This window comes from Nocardioides sp. 616, from assembly GCF_002930065.1.
GTDB lineage: Bacteria > Actinomycetota > Actinomycetes > Propionibacteriales > Nocardioidaceae > Nocardioides > Nocardioides houyundeii.
Map to the genome: position 1 here is coordinate 1 of NZ_POAG01000005.1, position 23,067 is coordinate 23,067.

A 23,067-nucleotide genomic window follows, 5' to 3' on the forward strand; every position below is an offset into this window, starting at 1 on the left:
CCTCTCGTCCGTCCCCTCCGGTCCTCCGGAGGGGACGGACGGCGCTGACCTGGCTGAGCTGCTTCGCGCCGCGGCGCGCGGCGACCAGCAGGCCTTCCGCCAGGTGTACGACGCGTGCGCGGCGCGGGTGCACGGGCTGGTGCTCCGGGTGGTCCGCGACCCGGCTCAGTCCGAGGAGGTCACCCAGGAGGTCTTCCTGGAGATCTGGCGCAACGCCGCCCGGTTCGACCCCCAGCGCGGGTCCGCGGTCTCCTGGCTCCTGACCATCGCGCACCGCAAGGCGGTCGACCGGGTCCGTGCCGCGGAGGCCAGCAGCCGGCGCGACACGACGTACCACGACCAGAGCCACGAGGTGGCGCACGACGCCACCGCCGACGCCGCCACCGCCGGCCTGGAGGCGGTCCGCGTCCGCCAGGCGCTGGCCGGCCTGACCGAGGTCCAGCGCGAGGCCGTCGGCCTCGCCTTCTTCGGCGGCTACACCCACACCGAGGTGGCCACCCTGCTCGACCTGCCGGTCGGCACCGCCAAGACCCGCATCCGCGACGGACTGATCAGGATGCGCGACCAGATGGGAGTGCAGTCATGAGCGACATCCACGCGCTCTCAGGTGCTTACGCGATCCACGCGGTGGACGACTTCGAGCAGGCCCAGTTCGAGCGGCACCTCGAGGGGTGCCCCGAGTGCCGCGCCGAGGTCGACTCCTTCCGGGAGACCGCCGCGCTGCTCGCCCAGCTGAGCGCGACCGAGCCGCCCGCCGAGCTGCGTCCCCGGGTGCTGCACGACGTGGCCGCCGTACGACCGCTGCCGCCGCTGACGACGCGCCGCACTGCCGCCCGACGCTGGGCCCCCGCCGTGGCGGCCGCCGCGGTGATCGCGGCCGTCGGCCTGGGCGCCGCGGTGACCCAGCCGTGGCAGGACGACGACTCCTCCCGGACGCTGACCGCCAGCGACCGGGTGCTGGCCGCGGCCGACGCGCAGCGGGTCGCCCTGGAGCTGGGCGACGCCCGGGCCACCCTGGTCCGCTCCAAGTCGGTCGGCAAGGCGGTCCTGGTCACCGAGGCGATGCCACCCGCGCCTGAGGGCCACGTCTACGAGCTGTGGTTCCAGTCGCCCGAGGGCGACATGGTGCCGGCCGGGCTGATGCCGAGAAAGTCCGACCAGACGGTGCTGCTCGACGGTGACGCCCGGGACGCCACCGGCGTCGGCATCACCGTGGAGCCCGAAGGCGGCTCGCCCAAGCCCGACGGCGAGCTGGTCGCGCTCTTCGAGCTGGCCTAGCCGCCCTTGAACTTGCCGGCCGCTGCGCGTTCGATGGACTCATGGACGCCACCGGCCCGATCGCGGACCCGATCGCAGCGGCGTTCCAGGCGCACCCGCGCGAGCACTTCCTGCCCCCCAGGCTGCGCCGCCGCGCGTCGTACGACGGCCCCCTGGAGATCGGCGGCGGCCAGACCAGCTCGCAGCCGCGGACCGTGGCCGCCATGCTCCGGCTGCTCGACGTGCGGCCCGGCCAGCACGTCCTCGACGTGGGCTCCGGCTCCGGCTGGACCGCCGCGCTGCTGGGCGACCTGGTGGGGCCGACCGGCCGGGTGCGGGGCGTCGAGCTCCTCGGTGAGCTGGTGACCTTCGCCCGAGGCAACCTGGCGCACGACGTCCAGCCGTGGGTCACCGTGGAGCCGGCGCGCCCCGGGGTGCTGGGCCTGCCCCAGCACGCGCCGTACGACCGGGTGCTGGTCTCGGCGATGGCCGAGCGGCTGCCCTCCTCGTTGCGCGCCCAGCTCAGCGACGACGGGGTGATGGTGGTGCCGGTCCGGGGCACGATGCTGCGCGTGACCCACGACGAGATCAGCGAGCACGGGCACTACTCGTTCGTGCCCCTGGTGACGAGGTAGCGGCAAAGTAAAGACTTTTACTCCGAATTGGGGAGGTTGGCACCTGGACCCTCCTCCGGGCACCGCTCTCAGGCCACGATGACGGTCATGACCGAATCTGCCTCTGCGCACGCGCAGTCGACCCTTTCGGCCTTTGCGAGCATCCAGGGACTGCTCGCCCGAGCGAGCCGCGGTGACGCACCGGCGATGCTGGAGCTCTTCGACGCCACCGCCAGCCGGGTGCTTGGCCTGGTCTCACGGGTGCTGGGTCCAGGCCCCGGCGCGCACGAGGCGACGGTTCGCTGCTACGAGTCGATCTGGAACGGGGAGGAGCAGCCGGAGGCGGACAGCACGCTGCCGTGGCTGCTGGCGGTCGCCCACCGACAGGCTGTGACGACGCACCGGGGCTCGGTCCCGCGGCAGCGCAGCGGCGCGATCCCGGCCGGTCCGCCGGCGTTCCCGCCCGACGCCGACTGGCTCCCGATGCTCAGCGGGGCCGAGCGCGAGGCGCTCTCGCAGGTCTACCTGCTGGGCCGGCCCCATGACCAGGTGGACGCCCGGCTGCGGCTGCGGCCCGGCACCACCGTGCGGCTGCTGCACGAGGCGATGCTGCACCTCGCCGAGGCGGTTAACGACGAGGTCGAGGCGGTCTCGGCATGAGCGACGTGCACGACCGTTCCGCGGTCTTCGCCCTGGACGGGCTCGACGGGCTGGACCGGCTCTCGTACGAGTCCCACCTGACCCAGTGCCAGCGGTGCCGCGGCGACGTCGAGGACCTGCGCGACGCCGCCGAGCTGCTCAGCGCCGGGATCGAGCTGCCGGTGCCGATCTCGGTACGCGAGCGCGTGCAGGCCGTGACCCAGACGGCAGCCGAGTCGTTGTACCAGGATCAGGTGCCCGACGCGGACGCCGCGGGGGGGCGTCCGCGCCGGCGCCGATGGTTCGGCTGACGCGGCTGACGTCTAGTAGGACTGCGGCAGCCCACGTCGCAGCTCCTTGCCGGAGGCGAGGACCGCTCGAGCGTCCCCGCTGGGCATCAGCAGCGTGAGTCCGTGCGCTAGCCCGAGGACCAGGTAGATGCCGGCTGCGGGGGCACCCGCCCAGACGACGATGCAGAGGCATCCACTCAGGGCGGCGGTCAACGGACCTGCGGCCGCAGCGACCAGCCGTTGGAGTGGCGGTGCCTCCCCGACCTCGATGGAGAGACCTCCCCAGTGCATGCGCACCGCCTCCACTGGCATTCGCAGCACACCCAGGGCGAGTCCGTGTCCCATCTCGTGCATGACCACGGCGGTCGAGAAGAGGACTCCGACGATCCACAGGGGAAAGCTCACCCCTTGTGTCTGGGTCTGCAGCAGTCCGAGCACCAGGCCGAGCGCACCCCCCAGCGGCAGGCTGGAGAGCGTCCCCAGCACGGACACGCGAAGGAAGATCCTCATGGCAGGACTGACCGCTCGTACCGTCGCCAGGCCACGAGGACGGACATCGATACTGCTGCCGCGGCCACCGTTACGGCGGTGAGTGCCGCCACCGCCTCGGAACGATCCGCCAGGCCGGACTCGATCAGCCCGACGACTCCGCCCGAGAGGGCGAACGACACCGCCCCCGCGGTCACTGCCGAGAGTGGCTCCTCCGCGGAGACCGGCACGAGCGTCCCGGCGAACAGGGTGAACGCGTAGGTGGTCAGCGCTGTGACGGCGAAATAGCCGCCCGCCCTGACGTCGAAGATCGCCCAGGCCGAGAGCATGGCCGGGAGCACGCCGAGGAGGCAGACCAGGAGGCTCCCCATCGGCAGGGTCCAGGCGACGGACCTCGAACTGGGCGCCAGTGGCAGGACCAGCCACCGCGCTGGGAGCTCGGCCCCGTGGGCCCGGAGCCCGATCGACCCGGCGAGCCCGGCCGCCGCGATCAGGGCCAGCGCCGCACCGAGCTCGGTACCGGCGCTGTGCGCGAGCCCGGCAAAGATCCAGGCGAAGGCGACCAGGGCGAGGACGGTCGGCACCCGCAGCGTCGCGGCCGTGAACAGGGAGATCAGCGTGGTGACGGGTCCCCGGCCGCCGACCCGGACGATGCTGAAGGAGGTGGGACCCTGGAGCACGGGCGTCATCCGCTCGGACGTAGCGCTTAGGGAGAAGCACGCCAGCCACACCCCTGACACCAGCAGGAGGAACACCAGGAGTCCGCCCCCGTGTGGTCCGTCGATTCGTCCCTCCTCGGTGAAGAGGCTCCACGGGACCACCGCATCCCACGGGAGCAGCGAGAGCGGCGCCAGCGCCAGGCCGGTCGCGAGGACGAAGGCACAGGCGGCCGCAGTCGCGAACGCCTCGGGCACACCCGGACGGAGCACCCTGAGTGCAGTCCGGGCGCACTCGACCAGGCCTGAGCTGCCCAGGCACACCAGGATCGCTGCTCCCGCTCCGAGCAGGAGACCCGGGACCAGGCCGATGGACTCCCGCAGCAGAGTGGCGAGAGGAACGTAGGCCACCGCACACAGCATGAGCGGGACGACGACGCACAGGACGTCGCGAATGGCCCCGAGCAGCAGGTACCGGTCGCGCCGGGAGCCGCCCGTGCCCCGCAGCAGGACACGGAAGGCGGTGCCCGGAACCGTGGTGGCCGCGACGAAGACCCCGCCGCACATCGCGAGGAAGACCAGTCCTCGCCCGAAGTCGTCCCGGAGCAGGGCCAGCTGGCCGGGGTCAGCCGCGCCCAGCTCCATGGACAGCACGGCGGCCACGGACAGCCCGGTGGCCGACAGACACAGCAGGAAGACCACTGCCCCGATCGCCATCAGTCCGGCGCGGGGAACGCCGAGCGCGCCCCGCAGGTGACGCCCGTAGGAGGCGAGGGACAACGCGAACAGGTTCATGCCTCCTCTGCCACACCTCTCGACCTTGGCCTGGCGACCAGACCGAGCAGGCCGCCCACGACCAACCCGAGCGCGGGCAGCGCGTAGCCGAGCCATCCCAGGAAGAACTCGATCTCGAACTCGACGTCATCGAAGGCGGTGTATTCGGTGGTGGCCACGGGCCCTAGTCGCACCGTCTCTTCCCCGTTGACCGCCAAGAAGACGGTCAATGCAGAGAGCACGGCGGCCATCAGGAGTCCGACAGCGAATCCCAGCGAACTGCGCACAACAATTCTGTTCATACGGATTCCATTTTCGTCTTAGTCGCGTGAATATCGTCGGAACCTCTCGAGGTTGTGGCGTAGATCCGCCGGAATTCCTCAGCGAGGTCGTCTTCAGCCAGGCGAGCAGATGAATCGCGGCCGGTGACCCGCAAGAAGAGCTCGGTGACATTTGCTGCCCCGTGCTCGACGAGCAGGTCCGACACTCGGCCCGCTGCCACCAGTCGCCCGTCGTCCATCACCAGGAGGTGGTCATAGTCGGACCCGGTCACCTCGAGGGAGTGCGTCGAGGAGACCACCGTCGCCCCGCCCTCGACGATGGTGCGGATCAGTCGCCGCAGCAGCATCTCCGACATCGGGTCCAGCCCGCGGTAGGGCTCGTCGAGGAAGAGCACCCGGGGTCCGTGCATCACGGCGCACACCAGCTGGAGCTTGCGCTTCATCCCGTGGGAGTACTGCCCGATGGGCCTGTCCATGTCCTGCAGGATGCCCAGGATGTGCAGCACGCGGTCGACGTCGATGACCGGCTCGCAGCGACGGAGGCGCAGCGTCAGGCCCACCATCTCGTCGCCGGTCAGGCTGAGCGGCAGCGGGAGGTCGTCGGGCGCGAAACCGATGAGCGGCTTGGCCGAATCGGAGTCGACCGGTACGCCGTGCACGCTGCGGACGCCTGACGTCGGGCGCAGCAGCCCTGACAGCATGTGGAGCAGCGTCGTCTTGCCAGAGCCGTTGGGCCCGACGATCGCCGTACAGCTCCCCGGCGCCAGGGAGACCGACACGTCTGAGACGGCCTCCCCTGTGCCATATCGCTTGGTCAGGGCTGCCGCTTCGACGGCGGCCACGATGTCATTCCCCACGGCTCTTCACCATGTCCACCATCCCCCTGCGACCCCTCGGCCCCTCAGTCCCCGTGCCTGATCAGCGCGAGCACTTGAACTTCAGCGTGTACTCCCAGACCTTCCACCCGTTCGTGCCGATGCTCAAGCCCCCGTTGTAGCTGCCGCCGCGCTTGATGCAGACGGTCGCGACGTAGGCCATGATGCCGATGCTCGCGACCACGGCGATGGCGACGATCAGGACGATCCACACCCAGTTCATCACCGTGGTGGGCCGCCTGAGCTGCGCTGCAGCCTTGACTGGGCTCAGCGGGTCGACCTGCATCAGGATCGACTCCGCCTGGAGGCGCTCCCACGCGGTCAGCCCCACTGCGTCGTGCGCTCCGTTGACATTCTCGACTAGTGCATTCGTCATTCTTCTTCTCCTGTTCGGTCCCGGCCTGCCGGGCACTGCGAGACCGCCGCACGATCGTGCGACGGCGCCGAACCTGAGAAAAGGCGTCACTGAGCGAGGTGGCTGGTCGGCCGCCAAGCACCTCAAGAATTGCCGTGCGCCGACGAGGAATTGAAAAGCGTGCACGACACACGCACCCCGTCGCCGAACCCTGTCGTCCCCCGTGGATCGAGATTTCCCCCGAAATTGCCTTCTCTACTCCGTGAATTCAGCAAGCGCGACGCTAGCGGGCGAGAAGACGGCAACGCCAGCGTGTCTATGTGCGCAGGCAACAAATACCCACAAAAGGGGCAGGAATTTGTCCCACTTTCAATTGTCGGTCTCGACGCTCAGTAGGACTTCGGCAGCCCCAGCGAGTGCATGGCCACGAAGTTGAGGATCATCTCCCGGCTGACCGGCGCGATCCGACCCAGTCGGGCGGCGACCAGCATGTTGGCCAGCCCCAGCTCGGTGGTCAGGCCGGACCCACCGTGGGTGTGCACGGCGACGTCGGTGGAGTTGCACGCCACCTCCCCGGCGGCGTACTTGGCCATGTTGGCGTACTCGCCGGCCCCCATGTCGTCGCCGGCGTCGTAGAGCGCCGCGGCCTTCTGCTGGAGCAGCTTGGACTGCTCGAGCTCGATCTTGATCTTGGCCAGCGGGTGCGCGATGCCCTGGTGGGTGCCGATGGGCCGGTCCCGCCACACGGTGCGGGTCTTGGCGTACTCGACCGCCTTGGTCAGGGCGAAGCGCGACATGCCGTTGGAGTAGGCCGCGCCCATGATCCGCTCCGGGTTGAGGCCGGCGAAGAGCTGCAGCAGGCCGGCGTCCTCGTCCCCGACCAGCGCGTCGGCGGGCAACCGGACGTCGTCGAAGAACAGGGTGAACTGCTTCTCCGGGGCGTCGAAGGTCATGTCGATGACCTGCTTCTCCAGGCCCGCGGCATCCGTCGGCACCACGAAGAGGCACGGCTTGAGGTTGCCGGTCTTGGCGTCCGCGGCGCGGCCGACGACCAGGATCCCCTGGGCCTCGTCGACCCCGGAGATGTAGGTCTTCGACCCCTTCAGCACCCACTGGTCACCGTCGCGGGTCGCGGTGGTGGTGATGTTGTGGGAGTTGGAGCCCGCGTCGGCCTCGGTGATGGCGAAGGCCATCGTGTAGGAGCCGTCGGCGATCCCCGGCAGCCACCGCCGCTTCTGCTCCTCGGTGCCGAAACGGCCGATGACCGATCCGCAGATGGCCTGGGAGACGACCATCATCAGCATTGGGGCCCCGGCTGCCGCGGCTTCCTCGAGCACCGCGGCGAGGTCCCCGATCCCGCCGCCACCGCCGCCGAACTCCTCGGCGATGTTGACGCCCAGGAAGCCGTGCTTGCCCATGTCCTGCCACAGCTCGATGACCTTGCCGCCCTCGCGGGCCTTCTCGGCGACGTAGGTGTGGCCGTACTTGGAGGCGAGGGCGAAGACCGCCTTGCGCAGCTCGCGCCGCTCCTCGGACTCGACGAACGCGTTCTCGGTCATTCCTGCTCCTCGTTGCCTGCGTTGCCTGAGTTCTCTGAGCTGTCGGAGACCACGGCGAGCACGTCGCCGGAGGCGACCTGGCTGCCGACGGCCACGTTGAGCTCGGTGACCACGCCGTCGGTCGGCGCGGCCACGGTGTGCTGCATCTTCATCGCTTCCATCACCAGCACGGTCTGTCCGGCGGTCACGGTCTCGCCCGCCGCGACGGCCACGCTGATCACGCTGCCGGGCATCGGGGCCAGCAGCGAGCCGGTGGCCACCTGCTCCGACGGGTCGGTGAACCGCGGGACCTTGGTCAGCCGGTGGTAGCCGTGCGGGTAGTCCACGTGCACCACCGGGGCGTCCAGCCGGCCGGCGTCCACCACCACCTCGTACGTCGTGGCGACCCCGTCGACCTCGAGCGTCACCGACTCCACCGACGCCGCGAGCACGGTCACGCCGTCGCCGGCGTAGCCGTCGCGACCCCCGGTCCAGCGCACCTCGAACGGCTCGTCGCTTCCGGCGACCTCGAAGGAGGTGAGCTGCGGCTGGCTGAGCACGTTGCGCCACGCCACCGGGATGCCCCGCTGCACGGTGCGCGCGAGCCGGTCCCGCTCGGCGAGCGCCACCGCCGCGGCGAACGCCGCCTGCCCGACACCCTCCGTGGGCTGGGCGGCCGACCTGGTGGCCAGCTCCTCGGTGCCGAAGAAGTCCGTGCTCACGTCGCCCGCGACGAAGCGCGGGTGGCGCAGCACCTCGACCAGCAGGTCGCGGTTGGTGGTCAGGCCGTGCAGCCGGGCCTTGGCCAGGGCGCCGGCGAGCTGGCGCAGCGCCTGCTGTCGGGTCGGTGCGAAGGAGATCACCTTGGCCAGCATCGCGTCGTAGTGCGTGCCCACCTCGGAGCCGCCGACGAAGCCGGTGTCCAGGCGCAGACCGCCCGAGGCCGGGTTGGCGAACTCGACCTCCACGCCGGGGATCTCGAAGGTGGTCAGGACCCCGGACTGCGGCTGCCAGTCGGCCGCGGGGTCCTCGGCGTATAGGCGGACCTCGACGGCGTGACCGCGCGGGCCCTCCTGGGGGGCAGTGACCGGGTTGCCCTCGGCGACCGAGATCTGCGCCTCGACCAGGTCGACGCCGAAGATCGCCTCGGTCACCGGGTGCTCCACCTGGAGGCGGGTGTTCATCTCCAGGAACCAGAAGCGGGTCGGGTCGGCGGCGTCCAGCAGGAACTCCACGGTGCCGGCGCCGACGTAGTCGATGGCGGCGGCGGCCGCACGGGCCGCCTCGTGCAGCGCGGAGCGGGTCTCCTCGCTCAGCCCCGGGGCGGGAGCCTCCTCGACGACCTTCTGGTGACGGCGCTGGATGGAGCAGTCGCGCTCGCCGAAGACCGCGACGGTGCCGTGCCGGTCGCCCACGACCTGCACCTCGACGTGGCGGCCGTGCTCGACGTACGGCTCGACGAAGACGGTGCCGTCGCCGAAGGCGGACGCCGCCTCGGCGGAGGCCTTCTCGACCTCGCCGGGCAGGTCGGCCAGGGAGCGCACGATCCGCATCCCGCGACCGCCGCCGCCGGCCGACGCCTTGACCAGCAACGGCAGGTCGGCCTCGGTGGCACTGGTGCCGAGGTCGGCCAGCACCGGCACGCCGGCGGCCTCCATCAGCTTCTTGGACTCGATCTTGGAGCCCATGGACTCGATCGAGCTGGGGTCCGGGCCGAGCCAGGTCAGGCCGGCGGCGACGACGGCGCGGGCGAACTCGGCGTTCTCCGAGAGGAAGCCGTAGCCGGGGTGGACCGCGTCGGCACCGGTCCTGCGCGCCGCGTCCAGGACCAGGTCGGCGCGCAGGTAGGTCTCGGCCGGGGTGTTGCCCGGCAGCCGCACGGCCTGGTCGGCCTCGGCGACGAAGGGCAGGCCGGCGTCGGCGTCGGAGTGCACGGCGACCGTGTCGATGCCGAGCCGGCGCGCGGTGGCGAAGACCCGGCGGGCGATCTCGCCGCGGTTGGCCACCAGGACGCGGGTGATCGTGGTGGAGGGAGGGGTGCTGCTGTTCATGTGGGTGCTCACATCCTGAAGACGCCGAAGCGGTCGGTGCCCGCGGTGGCCTGGGTGTCGATGGCGGACAGGCAGATGCCGAGGATGGTCCGGGTGTCCCGGGGGTCGATGACCCCGTCGTCGTAGAGCATCCCGGACAGTGCGAAGGGCAGGCTCTGCTCCTCGATCATCGCCTCGACGAAGGTGCGCATCCCGGCGTCGGCCTCCTCGTCGTACTCCTTGCCCTTGGCCTCGGCCGCGGCTCGGGAGACGATCGAGAGCACGCCGGCCAGCTGGGCCGGGCCCATCACCGCGGACTTGGCGTTGGGCCAGGTGAACAGGAACCGCGGGTCGTAGGCGCGGCCGTTCATGCCGTAGTTGCCCGCCCCGTACGACGACCCGATCAGGATCGAGATGTGCGGCACCGTGGAGTTGGAGACGGCGTTGATCATCGCCGCGCCGTGCTTGATGATGCCGCCCTGCTCGTACTCCGCACCCACCATGTAGCCGGTGGTGTTGTGCAGGAAGAGCAGCGGCGTGTCCTTGGCGTTCGCCAGCTGGATGAACTGGGTGGCCTTCTGGGCCTCCTCGGAGAACAGCACGCCCTGGGCGTTGGCCAGGATGCCGATGGGACGGCCGTGCAGCTGCGCCCAGCCGGTGACCAGCGACGAGCCGTAGAGCGGCTTGAACTCGTCGAACGGCACCTCGTTGCCCGCGCTGACGCCGTCGACGATCCGGACGATGACCTCGCGCGGGTCGAACGGCTCCTTGAGGTCGGTGGGGATCAGGTCCAGCAGGCTGTCGGGGCTCTCGGCCGGCTCGGCGTAGGCCCTCGGCTCCGGACGCGCCTTGCGCCAGTTGAGCCGGGCCACGATGCGGCGTCCGATGCGGATCGCGTCGCGCTCGTCCTCGGCCAGGAAGTCGGCCAGGCCCGAGGTGCGGGCGTGCATCTCGGCGCCACCGAGGGTCTCGTCGTCGGTCTCCTCCCCGGTGGCCATCTTGACCAGCGGGGGGCCGGCCAGGAAGACCTTCGCCTGCTCCTTGACCATCACGGTGTAGTCGGAGAGGCCGGGCACGTAGGCGCCGCCGGCGGTGGCGTTGCCGAAGACCAGGGCGATCGTGGGCTCGCGCCGGGCGCTGGCCCGGGTCAGGTCGCGGAAGATCTTGCCGCCCGGGATGAAGATCTCCTTCTGGGTCGGCAGGTCCGCGCCCGCGGACTCCACCAGCGAGATCGTGGGCAGGGCGTTCTCCTGGGCGATCTGCGCGGCCCGGAACGTCTTCTTCAACGTCCACGGGTTCGAGGCGCCACCCTTCACGGTGGGGTCGTTGGCGGTGATCATGCACTCCACGCCCTCGATCACCCCGATGCCGCAGACCACGGAGGCGCCGGCGGTGAAGTCGGTGCCCCAGCCGGCCAGCGGGGAGAGCTCCAGGAACGCCGAGCCCTCGTCGATTAGCAGCTCGATGCGCTCGCGGGGCAGCAGCTTGCCGCGGGCGTGGTGGCGGGCGATGTACTTCTCGCCGCCGCCGGCCACGGCCTTGGCGTTCTGCTCGTCCAGCTCGGCGATCTTGGCGAGCAGGTGCTCGCGCCGTCCCGGCTGAGGCGTCTCCTCAGTCGTCACGGCGCTCACTTGGTGTACCCCAACAGCTTGGCGGCAAGGTCGGTCAGCACCTCGGTCGCTCCTCCTCCGATTGGCAGGAGCCGGGCGTCGCGGTAGTGCCGCTCCACCTCGGTCCCGTGCATGTATCCCGTCCCGCCGTGCAGCTGGACGGCTTGGTCACAGACATAGGTGGCGGCGTTGCACGCCGTCTCCTTGGCAAGGCACGCGGCAGCGATGACCTGCTCGTTCGGGCCGCCAGCGGCGACGTACTGCTCGGCCACCGCGTAGGTGTAGGCCTTGGCGGCCTCCACCTGGCGGCGCATCTCGACCAGCTTGTGGCGCACCACCTGGCGCTTGATCAGCGGCTCGCCGAAGGTGCTGCGCTCACGGCAGTAGGCGTGGGTGAGTGCCAGTGAGCGCTCCGCGATGGCGTAGCCGTGGATGGCCAGAGCCATCCGCTCGACCACGAACTGCTCGGCGATGTACCAGAAGCCGGCGTTCTCCTCGCCCACCAGGTTGCCCGCCGGCACCCGGACGTCGACGTAGCTCAGCTCTGCGGTGTCGGAGCAGTGCCAGCCCATCTTGGCCAGCCTGCGGTCCACGGTGAAACCGGGGGTGCTGGTGGGGACCACGATCAGCGAGATGCCGCCGGCACCCGGGCCGCCGGTACGGACCGCGGTGGTGACGAAGTCGGCGCGGGTGCCGGAGGTGATGAAGGTCTTGGCACCGTTGATCACCCACTCCTCACCGTCCCGGACCGCGGTGGTGCGCAGGTTGCCGACGTCGGAGCCGCCGCCGGGCTCGGTGATGCCGAGCGCGCCGATCAGCTCCCCGGCCAGCGTGGGCCGGACGTAGCGGTCGACCAGCTCGGGCGAGCCGTGGGCCGCAATGTGCGGCAGCGCGATCCCGTGGGTGAACAGCGCCGACATCAGGCCGCTGGAGGCACCTTCGGAGAACATCCCCTCCTGCAGCGCGATCGTGTCGAGCAGGTCGCCGCCGCTGCCGCCCATGCTCTCGGGCAGGCTCACGCCCAGCAGGCCGGCGCGGGCCGCGGCCAGGTGCAGGCTGCGCGGCAGCTCGCCGGCGTCCTCCCACTCCTGCAGGTGGGGCGCGATCTCGCGTCGGGTGAACTCCGCGGCGGCCTGCCGCAGCGCCGCCCGTTCCTGGACCGACGAACGCTCCTCGAGCGTTTCGGCTGTGCTCACAACAGCTCTCCTTGGATGTGGACGTGCCGGGAACGGACCCACTCGCCGAGGGCCTTGGCCTGGGGGTCGGTCCTGGTGGAGGCCGCGACGCCTGCGCCGAGCAGGCCGCGGATGACGACGTTGACCGCGCCCAGGTTGGGCAGCGAGTAGACGTCGATCTCCAGGTCGGCGGCCTCGGGGACGAGCTCGCGGATCTTCTTGGCGGTGATGAGCTTGGTGAGCCAGGTGACCCGCGCGGCGCGCTTCTCCTCGTCGTCGTGGGAGACCCACAGCCCGAGGTTGGCGTCGCCGCCCTTGTCGCCGGAGCGGGCGTGCACGAACGTGCCCAGCGGCAGCACCCGGTTGACCTGGTCGACCGGCGCCGGGAACGGCGAGGGCCGACGTCCCTGGTCGGCCACTGCGTCGCGCCGCTCGGGCGGGCAGTAGGTGCCGGGATCTCCGATGACCTCCGTGCTGCCGTCGGCGTGCACGACGGTGTGCGTCACGACCTCGCGGTCGACGTACTCGGGGCGGTAGATGCCGTACGGCGTCGCGGGCGACGGCGGGGCCATCAGCGTGAAGCCGGGGAAGGAGCCGAGCGCGGTCTCCACCGCGGGCGCGGTGAAGCCCTTGCCGGCCACCTTGGGGTCGGGGTCCAGGACGGTGACCCGGAGCACGCACGAGGCGAGCGCCTGGGACTCCGGGTCCTTGACCGGCGGGGCGGAGCGCGACCAGGCCACCTCGGCGGGCGGGTGATCGCCCCATGCGGCCACCAGCTGCTCGCGGACCCAGGCTTCCTTGGCGTCGATCTCGAGGCCGGTGAGCAGGATCTCCATGCTGTTGCGCCAGCCGCCGAGCTCGTTGACGCAGACCTTGAGCTGGGCGGGCGGGGCCTCGCCACGGACCCCGGTGATCGCCACCCGGTCCGGTCCGGCCTGGGTCAGCTGGATCGAGTCCAGGTGCGTGGTCACGTCGGGGTTGAGGTAGCGCGAGGACTGGATCTCGTAGACCAGCTGGGCGGTGACGGTGTCGATCGTGACCGCTCCCCCGGTGCCGGCGTGCTTGGTGATCACGCTGGACCCGTCGGCGGCGATCTCGGCCAGCGGGAAGCCCAGCGGGCGGGTCCGGTCCAGGCCGAGGAAGCCGGAGAAGTTGCCACCGGTCGCCTGGGTGCCGCACTCGATCACGTGTCCGGCCACCACCGCGCCGGCCAGCTCGTCGTACTGCTCGGGGGTCCAGCCGTGGTGGAAGGCGGCGGGGCCCACGACGACGGAGGCGTCGGTGACCCGGCCGGTGACCACGATGTCGGCGCCGCCGCGCAGGGCCGCGGCGATGCCGAAGCCGCCGAGGTAGGCGTTGGCGGTCAGCGCGTTGGTGAACCCCAGGTCCGCGGCCTTGGCGCGCAGGTCGTCGCCCTCGACGTGGGCGACGGCGACGTCCACGCCCAGGCCCTTGGCGACCTCGCGCAGCTTGTCGGCCAGGCCTGCGGGGTTGAGGCCGCCGGCGTTGGCGACGATCTTGACGCCCCGCTCCAGGGCCAGGCCGAGGGTGTCCTCGACCTGCCGGACGAAGGTGCGGGCGTAGCCGAGGCTCGGGTCCTTCATGGTGTCGCGGCCCAGGATGAGCATCGTCAGCTCGGCCAGGTAGTCACCGGTCAGGTAGTCGAGCTCGCCCTGCTCCAGCATCTCGCGCATCGCCGAGAGGCGATCGCCGTAGAAGCCGGAGCAGTTGCCGATCCGCACCGCGCTGGTGCCCGCGCTCATCGGCCCGCTCCCGCGGGACCGGCGAAGCACTGGGCGATGTCGAGCCACACCTCGGCCTCGGCGCCGGTCGCCACCAGGGCGGTCTGGCTCCGGTTGACCCGGCGGGTGGCCAGCAGGCACAGGTCGTACGCCGGTCCGCTCACCCTCTGCGCGGCGTCCTCGGGGCCGTAGCTCCAGACCTCGCCCGACGGTGCGACGAGCTCGACGCGAAACTCCTCGGCCGGCTTCTCCAGGCCCCGGTTGACGAAGGAGTAGTTGCGGGTGCGGACCGCGAGGTGGGTGACGTGCCGGATCCGGTCCGTGACCTCCGGCTCGGCGCCGAGCGCCTGGTGCACGTCGAGGGAGTGCGCCCAGGTCTCCATCAGCCGGGCGGTGGCCATCGAGGTCGCCGACATCGGGGGGCCGAACCACGGGAGCTTGTGGCCCTCGGGGAGCTCGGCGAGCGTCTTGACCAGCGTCGTGCGCGCGGTGCGCCAGCGGGCGAGCAGCGCGGCGGGGGCGACGGCACCGCCGGTCAGCGCCATCTCGTCGACGTAGCCCTCGGGGTTGCCGATGGCGCCCATCACCTCGGCGTCCCAGGCCACCTTGTCGCATGCCGCCTTGACGGCGACCTCGTCGGTCCAGGCCAGGTGGGCGACCTGGGTCGCCACGTCCCAGCCGGCTGCCGGCGTCGGCGTGCGCCACTGCTCGGGGGCCAGCGAGGAGACGAGAGCCTCCAGGCTGTCCCCCTCGGCGGTGAGGTCAGACAGGACGTCGTCGAGCAAGGTCATGCTCCTTCGTGAGGGCTGGAGTCGGGGTTACTGCCGGAGATGCCGAGCGTGCTCTCGAGCGTGGTGGCCCACTGGTCGAGGATCCGCTCGCGACGCCGGGTGTCATCCGAGATGGTGTTGGCCAGGCCCAGCCCGCGGAGCAGGTCGAGGGTCGCCTGCACCAGCTCCCGGGTGCCGGGAGCGGTGCCGTCGACACCGAGGGCGGCGGCGGTCAGGAAGTGGGCCTCGCGCCCGACCCGCTGCTCCAGCGGCTGCACGGCCGCGAGCAGGGTCTCGTCGGTGCGGGCGGCGACCCAGAGCTCCAGGGCCGCGGCGAAGACGGGCGAGGTGAAGTGGTCGGCGAGGATCCGCAGCACCGTGCGGGTGCGCTGCGGGCCCCCCGGCACGTCGGCGAGGGTGTCGGCGAGCTCGGCGCCGCGCAGGGCGCTGAGGTGCTCCACGGCCGCGACGACGAGGTCGTTCTTGGTCGGGAAGTGGTGCAGCTGCGCACCCCGGGAGACGCCCGCGCGCTGGCTGACCAGCGTGGTGGAGGTGCCGGAGAACCCGAACTCGACCAGGCACTCGACGGTGGCCTCCAGCAGTCGCGCCCGCATGGCGCGAGTGCGCTCCTCCTGCGGGACACGGATCGGCTGGCTGCTCACGAGACCATCCTGACCCGGCAACTAACAAACAGTCAAGCCTGACTTTTTCTATCCCGGGGATTGCCCCACGCGGGACGTCCGGTCCGAGGTCTACAGTCGCCGGATGGAGACCCCCCGCCGCCTCGGTATCGCCGGCCTCGTCCTCGGCGCCCTGCTCGTCCCCGCCCTCAGCCCGGCCCAGGCCGCTCCGGGTCCCGACCCGGCGGCCCGTCCCCAGGGCGTCATCGGCGGACCCGGCGGAGGCGACCCGTACTTCCCGCTGGCGGGCAACCGCGGCTACGACGTCCAGCACTACGCGCTCGACCTCGACTACACCCCGCCGCGGCCCGCGCCGGCGCGGCTGGTGGGCCGGCTCGACGGGGTCGCCAAGATCCGCCTGGTGCCCACCCAGCGGCTGCGCCGGTTCAACCTGGACCTGCGTGGCCTGGTGGCCAGCTCGGTCACGGTCGACGGCCGCCTGGCCCGCTTCCGCCAGACGCTCGACAACGAGCTGGTGGTCACCCCGCGGTCCTCGATGAGCCCCGGGAAGAAGCACAAGGTGGTGGTCAGGTACGGCGGCGCGACCGGGCGCCCCAAGGACATCGAGGACGCGCTCTACGGCTGGGTCACCACCCGCGACGGCGCCATGGTGGTCAGCGAGCCCGACGGCTCCGCCACCTGGTTCCCGGTCAACGACACCCCCAGCGACAAGGCGTCCTACCGCTTCAAGGTGACGGTGCCCAAGGGGCTGACGGTGGCCGCCAACGGGCTGCTCGAGAGCCGGCGAACCAAGAAGGGCCGGACCACCTGGGTCTGGGACGCCCCGGACCAGATGTCGTCCTACCTGGCGACCGCCACCATCGGGAACTTCAAGATGCGGCGCTCCACCACCCCCGGCGGTCTCCCGGTGCTCGACTTCCTCGACCGGGACCTCCCCGCCGCCAAGCGGGCGCGCAGCAAGGCGAGCCTGGCCCTGACCGGTGAGATGGTCGCCTTCTTCGAGGAGCGGTTCGGGCGCTACCCGTTCGTCTCGTACGGCTCGATCGTCGACGACAACTCCGTCGGCTACGCACTCGAGACCCAGACGCGCTCGTTCTTCAGCCGCGAGGCGAGCGAGGCCACGGCCGCGCACGAGCTCGCTCACCAGTGGATGGGCGACCACGTCGGCCTCCGTCGGTGGGCCGACATCTGGCTCAACGAGGGCTGGGCGGAGTACGCGACGTGGCTGTGGACCGAGGCCCGCGGCGGCACGACCGCCCAGCAGGCCTACGAGAAGGTGCTGGCGCGGAAGGCCGGCGACAAGTTCTGGACCACGGTGGTCTCCGATCCCGGTCGCCTCGGGATCTTCTCCGACGCGATCTACGACCGCGGCGCCGCCACCCTGCACGCCCTGCGCCAGCGCGTCGGCGACGAGCTGTTCTTCCGCCTCGCCAGGGCCTGGGTCGCCAAGTACGGCGGCCGATCAGCCGGCACGCGCGAGTTCCGGCGGCTCGCCGAGCGGGTCACCGGCCAGGACCTGGACCCGCTCTTCGACGCCTGGGTCGTCGCCCCGATCAAGCCGGCCACCTGGTGAGCCAGCGGTGCGCTCAGGCCGCGAGCAGCCGGAGCGTCTCCTCGCGCGCCGGCGTCGCGGCGGCCGGCGTACCGGTGAAGGAGCCGGCGACCGGGTGGATCATCACCTCGTCCACGCCGAACTCCGCGGCCAGCTGCGCGATCCGGGTCCGCGAGGACTCCGCGTCGCCCACGACCCAGCGGCGCAGCATGCCGTCGACCATGCCCTGCTGGCCGCGGGGCACCTCGACCTTCTCGGCCTCCTCGACCAGGCGCTGCGGAGTCAGCGGCGCGCCGGTCATGATGGCCAGCATCTGCAGCACCTGCGGCAGCGCCAGGCGCTCGGCCTCCTCGGCGCTGCTCGCCACGCAGGCGTTGACGGTGAGGAAGGTCCGCGGCTCGGGGAACCGCTCGGAGGGCTGGTAGGAGGTCCGGTACAGCTCGAGCGCCTCGGCGGTGCCCTGCCCGGCGAAGTGGTGCGCGAAGACGTACGGCAGACCGCGGGAGGCGGCGAGCCGGGCTGAGTAGTCCGAGGAGCCCAGCAGCCAGATCGGCGCCACCGACGCGGCCTTGGGGGTGGCCTTGAGCGGGTGCTCGCGGCCGTTGAAGGCCATCGCCGCACCGTGCTCGGACATCAGCACGCCGATGTCGTCGACGTAGCGCGGGAACTCCGCGACCGGGTCCTCACCGCCCGCGCCCTGGCGCAGCGCGTAGCGGGTGAGCTGGTCGGTGCCGGGCGCCCGGCCGATGCCCAGGTCGATCCGGTCGGGGTAGGCCGCCTCGAGCAGCGCGAACTGCTCGGCGATCACCAGCGGGGCGTGGTTGGGCAGCATCACGCCGCCGCTGCCCACCCGGATCCGCGAGGTCGCGCCGGCCACCATGGCGATCAGCAGCGGCGGGTTGGTGGCCGCCACGGCCGGCATGTTGTGGTGCTCGGCCAGCCAGTAGCGCCGGTAGCCCAGCTCGTCGGCGACCTTGGCCAGCGACAGCGAGGCGTTGATGGCGTCGCCGGTGGTCTGGTCGGTGCGCACCGGCACCAGGTCGAGCACGGAGAGGGCGGGCATGGCGGGCAGGGCGGGAGAGGTCACTCCGGGTCAACCTCGTGGACCCGGTGCGACATTCCCCGCCCACCAGACTCGCGGTCGCACCACTCAGTCCAGGCGGGCCACCATCGGCAGCCGGGAGCGGGCCGTGGCGCCTACGACCAGCGCGGTGAGCAGCGGCAGCCCGAGCACCACGACGGCGATCATCAGCCACGGGATCTCCAGGAACGGCCCGATCATCGGGGGTTCCCCGGAGACCGAGGTCATGCCCTCGCCCTCGATGCTCCAGATTCCGGTGCTGCGGGTGAGCGGGTAGGTCACCGCGATCCCCGGCACCAGCCCCACCAGGGCGCCGAGCACCGCGCCGACCAGCCCGACCACCAGGGCGTACGACGCCGCCACCGCACGCCGGGTGCGGGGGGCGGCTCCGACTGCTGCCAGGGTTGCCAGGTCCGGCCGGGCGTCGCTGAGCGCCAGGAAGGTGACCGTGAGGGTGCCGCCGAGCATCAGCACCGCACCGAGCCCGCCGAGCACCCACAGCAGCAGCACCTCGTCCCGTTCGACGTACCCCCGCTCCAGGTAGAAGTCGGCATAGGTGCCGAACCCTGCGACCGCCTCACCGATCGCCTCCCGCTGATCGCCGGTGATCTCGGCCCCGGTCACGTGCACCGAGACGACTCCGGACTCGATGCCCAGCTCGTCGGCCACGGTGGTGGGCACCACGCCGTACGCCGGAAAGCCCGTGCGCTCGACCACGACGTAGGTCGCGGGCACGGTGGCCGGCCCGAAGAGGGTTCGCTCCCTCCCGGTGCCGTCGTCCCAGGTGGAGCCCTTGATCCGCACGGTGTCGGCGTCGACCGGGTGGTTGGTGAACACCACCACCTGCCCCTGGGCGAGCGCCGCGTCGCCCTGGGCCCGCTCGTCGGCGCTGACGTCGGACAGCATGCTCGGGATCTCCTCGCCCACCAGCGTCATCGAACCCAGCGAGCCACCGGCCCAGTCCAGCAGGGTGTCCTCGGACCGCGGCACGCGGTAGCTCACGTCGACGTAGGCGTCCGTGCGCTCCGGGACGCCCACCACCGGGGTCACCGTCGCCCTCGGCAGCTCACGACGCACGATCTGCTCGACCTGGCTCCACTGGGCGGGGGTGGCGTCGCTGACGGTGACGATGCCGTCGCCGTGCACCAGCCGGGGGGTGTAGGTCTCCCGCTCCTCCCTGGCGTCGCTGCTGGTGCTGATGCCGAGCGCCACGACGCCGCAGACGGTGGCCGCCACCGCGGCCACGGCGGGGACGGTGCGGGCGCGGTGCCGTACCGCGTCACGCAGGGCGTAGCGCAGGGGCAGCGGGAGCCGCCCACCGAGCCGGGCCAGCGCGGAGAGGACCACCGGCACCAGCAGGATCATCCCGAGCACCGAGACGATGGCCGATCCCGCGATGGGCACCTCGCCGCCGGTCTGCAGGTTGGCCCCGACCACCGCACCGCCGATGCCGGCGCCCAGCAGGAGCAGGCCGAGCAGTGGCGAGCGGACCGAGGGCCCGGTGTCGCCTCGTCGGCCGGCCAGCACCGCGACCACGTCCATCCGCGAGGCCAGGTGGGCGGGCACCACCGCGGCCAGCAGCGCCGAGGCCAGGCCGAAGGCATCGACCACCAGCACCCAGAGCCAGGGCACGTCGAAGGGCCCGAACCAGTCGCTGCTGTAGTGCTGTGCCACCGGCACCGCGACGAGTCGGGCGAACAGGATGCCGCCGGCCACCCCGACCAGCGCGGCCAGGCCGCCCAGCACCACGGCGATCGAGAGGATCGTGCGGCGGGCCTGGGACGGGGTGCCGCCCACGGCGCTCATCAGCGCGAGGGTCCGCGCCTGGCGCCGGGCGGTGACGGCGAACGCCGGGCCGGCGAGCAGCACCACCTCCAGCAGCACCATCACCACCACCAGGACGACGACGGCGAAGACCGCGTCGTCACTGGAGTACTCCGAGATCTCCGCGGGCAGCTCGGAGCTGGGCGGCGGGTCCTCCATCACGGCCCGGGACAGCACCCTGGCGCCCTGCTCGTTGAGCACCCTGACCTCGGGCCAGGTGACGCCACCCGCCTGCACTAGCCAGCTGCCAAGGCTGGGAGGCGCTGCCCCGGGCGGGGGCGGCGTGAAGAGCTGCGGGAGGGCCTTCTGCGAGGCGCCCTCCCCGACGCCGACCACCTCGAACGTGGTCCCGTCGCCCAGCGTGAGCGTCTCCCCGAGCTCGACTCCGAGTTCGGTGAACGCGCGGTTGACCAGCGCTTCGCCGGGCGATGTCGGCAGTCGACCCCCCTCCAGTCGGGCCAGCCCTTCGGCGAGCGGGTCGGCGAGGTCGAGGTAGGCCACGCGGGCCTGGGTGGCGCCGCCGTCGGTCCGCACGGCCCGCTGGCTCTCGCGCCACTCGATCGCCCGGACGTCGCGACCGAGCAGCTCGGCGATCTCCGCGGCGGTGAGCGCTCGCCCCGCGCCCTCGCCGACGGTCATGCCGGCATCGGGATCGAACCCGTGAGCCACCCTCCTGGACCCGTCGACCCAGATCCGGGCGTCGGCGGCGCCGAGCCGTCGTTCCAGAGCCTCGCCGCCCGTCACCTCCGAGGTGGCCATCACGGTCAGCGCCACGGTCACCGCCAGCACGGGCAGCGCGATCAGCACCAGCACCAGGGCGCTGCGACCCTTGGACCTCAGCACGTCGCGCCAGGCCAGCCGCAGCAGCGGCCGCCAGCCCCGCATCACAGTCCCCCGGTAGCGCTGGACTCGAGCAGGTCGTCGGGGTCGTCGGCGCCGGCCTCGTCGACCACGACCCCGTCGCGGATGAAGACGACCCGGTCCGCCCAGGCCGCGTGCCGCGCCTCGTGGGTGACCAGCACCCCGGCCGCGCCGGCGTCGCAGCGGTCCCGGAGCAACCTCAGGATCTGCTCGCCGGTGTCGGTGTCCAGGGCCCCGGTGGGCTCGTCGGCCAGGATCAGCCGCCGATCGCCGACGATGGCGCGGGCGATGGCCACCCGCTGCTGCTGCCCGCCCGACATGTCGTCGGGGAACCGGTCGGCGAGGTCGGCGACCCCCACCTCGGCCAGCGCGGCGCGCGCGGCCTCCCGAGCCTCCCGGCCACCTACGCCGTCCAGCTCGCGCGGCAGTGCCACGTTCTCCTCCGCGGTCAGCGCGGGGATCAGGTTGAAGTCCTGGAAGACGTAGCCCACCGACGTACGCCGGATCCGGGCGCGGTCGGCCTGACCCAGCGACCCGAGGTCGACGCCCTCGATGCTCACCGTGCCCGAGGTGGGCTGGTCCAGACCACCGGCCAGGGAGAGCAGGGTGGACTTCCCGGAGCCCGAGGGCCCCATCACCGCGACGAGCTCGCCGGGGCGGACCTGGAAGGAGACGCCGCGCAGCGCATGCACCTGCCCGGCGCCGGAGCCGTGGACCCGGCTGACGTCGTGAAGTCGGACGATCGGTTCGGCGCTCATCGGTTCTCCCTGCTGGTCGGTGCCTGGGTGGTCGGTGCCGAGGTGGTCTGATCAGGCGCGGCCGCTCGCTCCGCCGCGACCCGCCGCAGCCGCGCCTCGCAGTGGTCGAGCCAGCGGAGCTCCGCCTCACAGGTGAAGACCAGCGAGTCGAGGACGAGGCTCCAGGCCAGGTCCTCGGGCTCGGTCGGCCGGGCGCCCCGGCCGGAGCGCTTGAGCCGGGTGTAGTCCTGGAGCGCGGTCATGGTGGCGGTGCGCTGCTGCTGGATCACCTGGCCCACGTCGACGCCAGGCAGGGTGACCGCGATGGCCAGCTTGATCGCGAGCTCGTCTCGCGGCGGCGGCTGGTCGCGGGGCACCGGCGTGGTGAACCAGGTCGCGGCCTCGTCCCGGCCCCGGGGGGTCGCGCGGTAGACCACGTGCCCCTGGACGTCGGCGGCGTCCGCCTCCACCAGTCCGTCCCGCTCCAGCCGGGCCAGGGTCGTGTAGACCTGCCCGATGTTGAGCGGCCAGGTGGACCCGGTCCGCTGCTCGAACTCCGCACGGAGCTGGTAGCCGTACTTCGGCCCCTGCTCCAGCAGCGCCAGCATGGCTTGGCGCACTGACATCTCAGCCTCCTGGCGATCCGCCGCGCCCCGGTGGCGCCTGAATACTCGGTATGTATACCAAGTATGCAGATTCCTGTCGAGAGACGCGCCAGGTTTTACCCGCGCCCAGCCGGGCATAGGGGCCAGGCGTCACTAGGGTGACGCCGCAGGCGGCGCGGCTCCCGAGACCGCGACCACGACGAGGGGAAGAATCAGCATGTCCAACTACGGCAACCCGCCGCAGGACCCGTACGCCCAGACCAATCCCTACGGCGCCCAGCCCCCCGGTGGTCCCGGCGACACCAACCCCTACACCCAGGGCTACGGCGAACCCGCCGACTACCCCGGCGGCCCGCAGGGCCCGTCGCGCAAGGGGTTCTTCGCCAGCCTCTTCGACTTCTCCTTCAGCAGCTTCATCACGCCGATGGTCGTCAAGCTGGTCTACATCCTGTCGGTGATCGGCCTGGGCCTGACCTGGCTCTTCTTCACCATCGCCGGCTTCGTCTCCGACTCCCCCGCCGTGGGCCTGCTCTTCCTCGTGGTCGGCGCCTTCATGTTCCTGCTCTACCTGTGCTTCATCCGGATGACGCTGGAGTTCTACGTCGCGATCGTGCGGATGAGCGAGGACATCCACCAGCGGCTCCGCTGACGCGGGCCGAGACGAGTCCTAC

Annotated in this window: 23 protein-coding genes; 7 read left to right on the forward strand and 16 right to left on the reverse strand. The window is 71.7% G+C overall.

All coding sequences use genetic code 11. From position 1 onward, the window contains the following. The 5 genes from sigK to C5H89_RS01140 all read left to right on the forward strand — a co-directional run. Positions 1-586, forward strand: a 586-nt coding sequence (sigK, locus tag C5H89_RS01120; protein WP_240181630.1) for an ECF RNA polymerase sigma factor SigK, incomplete at its 5' end; no start/stop codon positions are given. Beyond that, entirely contained in the window at positions 583-1,278 is a 696-nt protein-coding gene (locus C5H89_RS01125) for an anti-sigma factor (RefSeq protein WP_104105277.1), read from the forward strand. The genes sigK and C5H89_RS01125, both read left to right, overlap by 4 nt. Positions 1,279-1,319: 41 nt before the next feature. Beyond that, a complete protein-coding gene (locus tag C5H89_RS01130; protein ID WP_104105278.1) occupies positions 1,320-1,892 on the forward strand; it encodes a protein-L-isoaspartate O-methyltransferase in 573 nt (190 codons plus the stop codon). A gap of 87 nt (positions 1,893-1,979) precedes the next feature. Beyond that, positions 1,980-2,531, forward strand: a complete 552-nt coding sequence (locus C5H89_RS01135; RefSeq protein WP_162799138.1) for a hypothetical protein — start codon at positions 1,980-1,982, stop codon at positions 2,529-2,531. Next, positions 2,528-2,821, forward strand: a complete 294-nt coding sequence (locus tag C5H89_RS01140) for a hypothetical protein (protein ID WP_104105280.1) — start codon at positions 2,528-2,530, stop codon at positions 2,819-2,821. Before C5H89_RS01135 ends, C5H89_RS01140 begins: the two co-directional genes overlap by 4 nt. Before the next feature lie 12 nt (positions 2,822-2,833). Here C5H89_RS01140 and C5H89_RS01145 read toward each other — a convergent pair whose 3' ends face one another. From C5H89_RS01145 to C5H89_RS01200, 12 genes are all read right to left on the reverse strand, one after another. Beyond that, entirely contained in the window at positions 2,834-3,310 is a 477-nt protein-coding gene (locus C5H89_RS01145) for a hypothetical protein (RefSeq protein ID WP_104105281.1), read from the reverse strand. After that, positions 3,307-4,740, reverse strand: a complete 1,434-nt coding sequence (locus C5H89_RS01150) for a hypothetical protein (RefSeq protein WP_104105282.1) — start codon at positions 4,738-4,740, stop codon at positions 3,307-3,309. Before C5H89_RS01150 ends, C5H89_RS01145 begins: the two co-directional genes overlap by 4 nt. Next, positions 4,737-4,970, reverse strand: a complete 234-nt coding sequence (locus C5H89_RS01155; RefSeq protein ID WP_162799139.1) for a hypothetical protein — start codon at positions 4,968-4,970, stop codon at positions 4,737-4,739. The genes C5H89_RS01150 and C5H89_RS01155 overlap by 4 nt, the downstream gene beginning before the upstream one ends. A gap of 47 nt (positions 4,971-5,017) precedes the next feature. Further along, positions 5,018-5,857: an ABC transporter ATP-binding protein gene (locus C5H89_RS01160; protein WP_104105284.1), complete on the reverse strand. Its 840-nt coding sequence runs from the start codon at positions 5,855-5,857 to the stop codon at positions 5,018-5,020. Between the two features lie 61 nt (positions 5,858-5,918). After that, positions 5,919-6,251, reverse strand: a complete 333-nt coding sequence (locus C5H89_RS01165) for a hypothetical protein (RefSeq protein ID WP_162799140.1) — start codon at positions 6,249-6,251, stop codon at positions 5,919-5,921. A 368-nt stretch (positions 6,252-6,619) separates the two neighbouring features. Next, positions 6,620-7,789, reverse strand: a complete 1,170-nt coding sequence (locus C5H89_RS01170) for an acyl-CoA dehydrogenase (protein WP_104105286.1) — start codon at positions 7,787-7,789, stop codon at positions 6,620-6,622. Continuing rightward, positions 7,786-9,819 carry a biotin carboxylase N-terminal domain-containing protein gene (locus C5H89_RS01175; RefSeq protein ID WP_104105287.1) on the reverse strand — a complete coding sequence of 678 codons (2,034 nt, stop codon included), beginning with the start codon at positions 9,817-9,819 and terminating at the stop codon, positions 7,786-7,788. The genes C5H89_RS01170 and C5H89_RS01175 overlap by 4 nt, the downstream gene beginning before the upstream one ends. 8 nt (positions 9,820-9,827) lie before the next feature. Continuing rightward, on the reverse strand, positions 9,828-11,420 hold the full coding sequence (locus tag C5H89_RS01180; RefSeq protein WP_104105313.1) for a carboxyl transferase domain-containing protein: 1,593 nt from the start codon (positions 11,418-11,420) through the stop codon (positions 9,828-9,830). A 5-nt stretch (positions 11,421-11,425) separates the two neighbouring features. Then, positions 11,426-12,604, reverse strand: coding sequence for an acyl-CoA dehydrogenase family protein (locus C5H89_RS19050; protein ID WP_240181631.1), 1,179 nt, complete (start codon positions 12,602-12,604; stop codon positions 11,426-11,428). Then, positions 12,601-14,346 carry an acyclic terpene utilization AtuA family protein gene (locus C5H89_RS01190; RefSeq protein WP_104105288.1) on the reverse strand — a complete coding sequence of 582 codons (1,746 nt, stop codon included), beginning with the start codon at positions 14,344-14,346 and terminating at the stop codon, positions 12,601-12,603. The genes C5H89_RS19050 and C5H89_RS01190 overlap by 4 nt, the downstream gene beginning before the upstream one ends. Then, positions 14,343-15,116 carry a TIGR03084 family metal-binding protein gene (locus C5H89_RS01195; protein WP_104105289.1) on the reverse strand — a complete coding sequence of 258 codons (774 nt, stop codon included), beginning with the start codon at positions 15,114-15,116 and terminating at the stop codon, positions 14,343-14,345. Before C5H89_RS01195 ends, C5H89_RS01190 begins: the two co-directional genes overlap by 4 nt. Then, on the reverse strand, positions 15,113-15,757 hold the full coding sequence (locus C5H89_RS01200) for a TetR/AcrR family transcriptional regulator (RefSeq protein WP_240181632.1): 645 nt from the start codon (positions 15,755-15,757) through the stop codon (positions 15,113-15,115). The genes C5H89_RS01195 and C5H89_RS01200 overlap by 4 nt, the downstream gene beginning before the upstream one ends. 103 nt (positions 15,758-15,860) lie before the next feature. Between C5H89_RS01200 and C5H89_RS01205 the strand changes: the two genes are divergently transcribed. Further along, positions 15,861-17,309, forward strand: coding sequence for a M1 family metallopeptidase (locus C5H89_RS01205; RefSeq protein ID WP_104105290.1), 1,449 nt, complete (start codon positions 15,861-15,863; stop codon positions 17,307-17,309). Positions 17,310-17,322: 13 nt separating this feature from the next. Here the strand turns inward: C5H89_RS01205 and C5H89_RS01210 are convergent, their stop codons facing one another. From C5H89_RS01210 to C5H89_RS01225, 4 genes are all read right to left on the reverse strand, one after another. Continuing rightward, positions 17,323-18,375 (reverse strand): LLM class flavin-dependent oxidoreductase, encoded by a 1,053-nt coding sequence (locus C5H89_RS01210; protein ID WP_240181633.1) that lies wholly within the window; start codon positions 18,373-18,375, stop codon positions 17,323-17,325. A 63-nt stretch (positions 18,376-18,438) separates the two neighbouring features. After that, entirely contained in the window at positions 18,439-21,078 is a 2,640-nt protein-coding gene (locus C5H89_RS01215; protein ID WP_104105291.1) for an ABC transporter permease, read from the reverse strand. Continuing rightward, positions 21,078-21,812: an ABC transporter ATP-binding protein gene (locus C5H89_RS01220; protein WP_104105292.1), complete on the reverse strand. Its 735-nt coding sequence runs from the start codon at positions 21,810-21,812 to the stop codon at positions 21,078-21,080. The genes C5H89_RS01215 and C5H89_RS01220 overlap by 1 nt, the downstream gene beginning before the upstream one ends. Next, positions 21,809-22,417, reverse strand: a complete 609-nt coding sequence (locus C5H89_RS01225) for a PadR family transcriptional regulator (RefSeq protein ID WP_104105293.1) — start codon at positions 22,415-22,417, stop codon at positions 21,809-21,811. Before C5H89_RS01225 ends, C5H89_RS01220 begins: the two co-directional genes overlap by 4 nt. Positions 22,418-22,613: 196 nt before the next feature. On the opposite strand from C5H89_RS01225, the gene C5H89_RS01230 reads away from it, so the two are divergent. Next, positions 22,614-23,045: a DUF4282 domain-containing protein gene (locus C5H89_RS01230; protein WP_104105294.1), complete on the forward strand. Its 432-nt coding sequence runs from the start codon at positions 22,614-22,616 to the stop codon at positions 23,043-23,045. Positions 23,046-23,067: the final 22 nt, after the last annotated feature.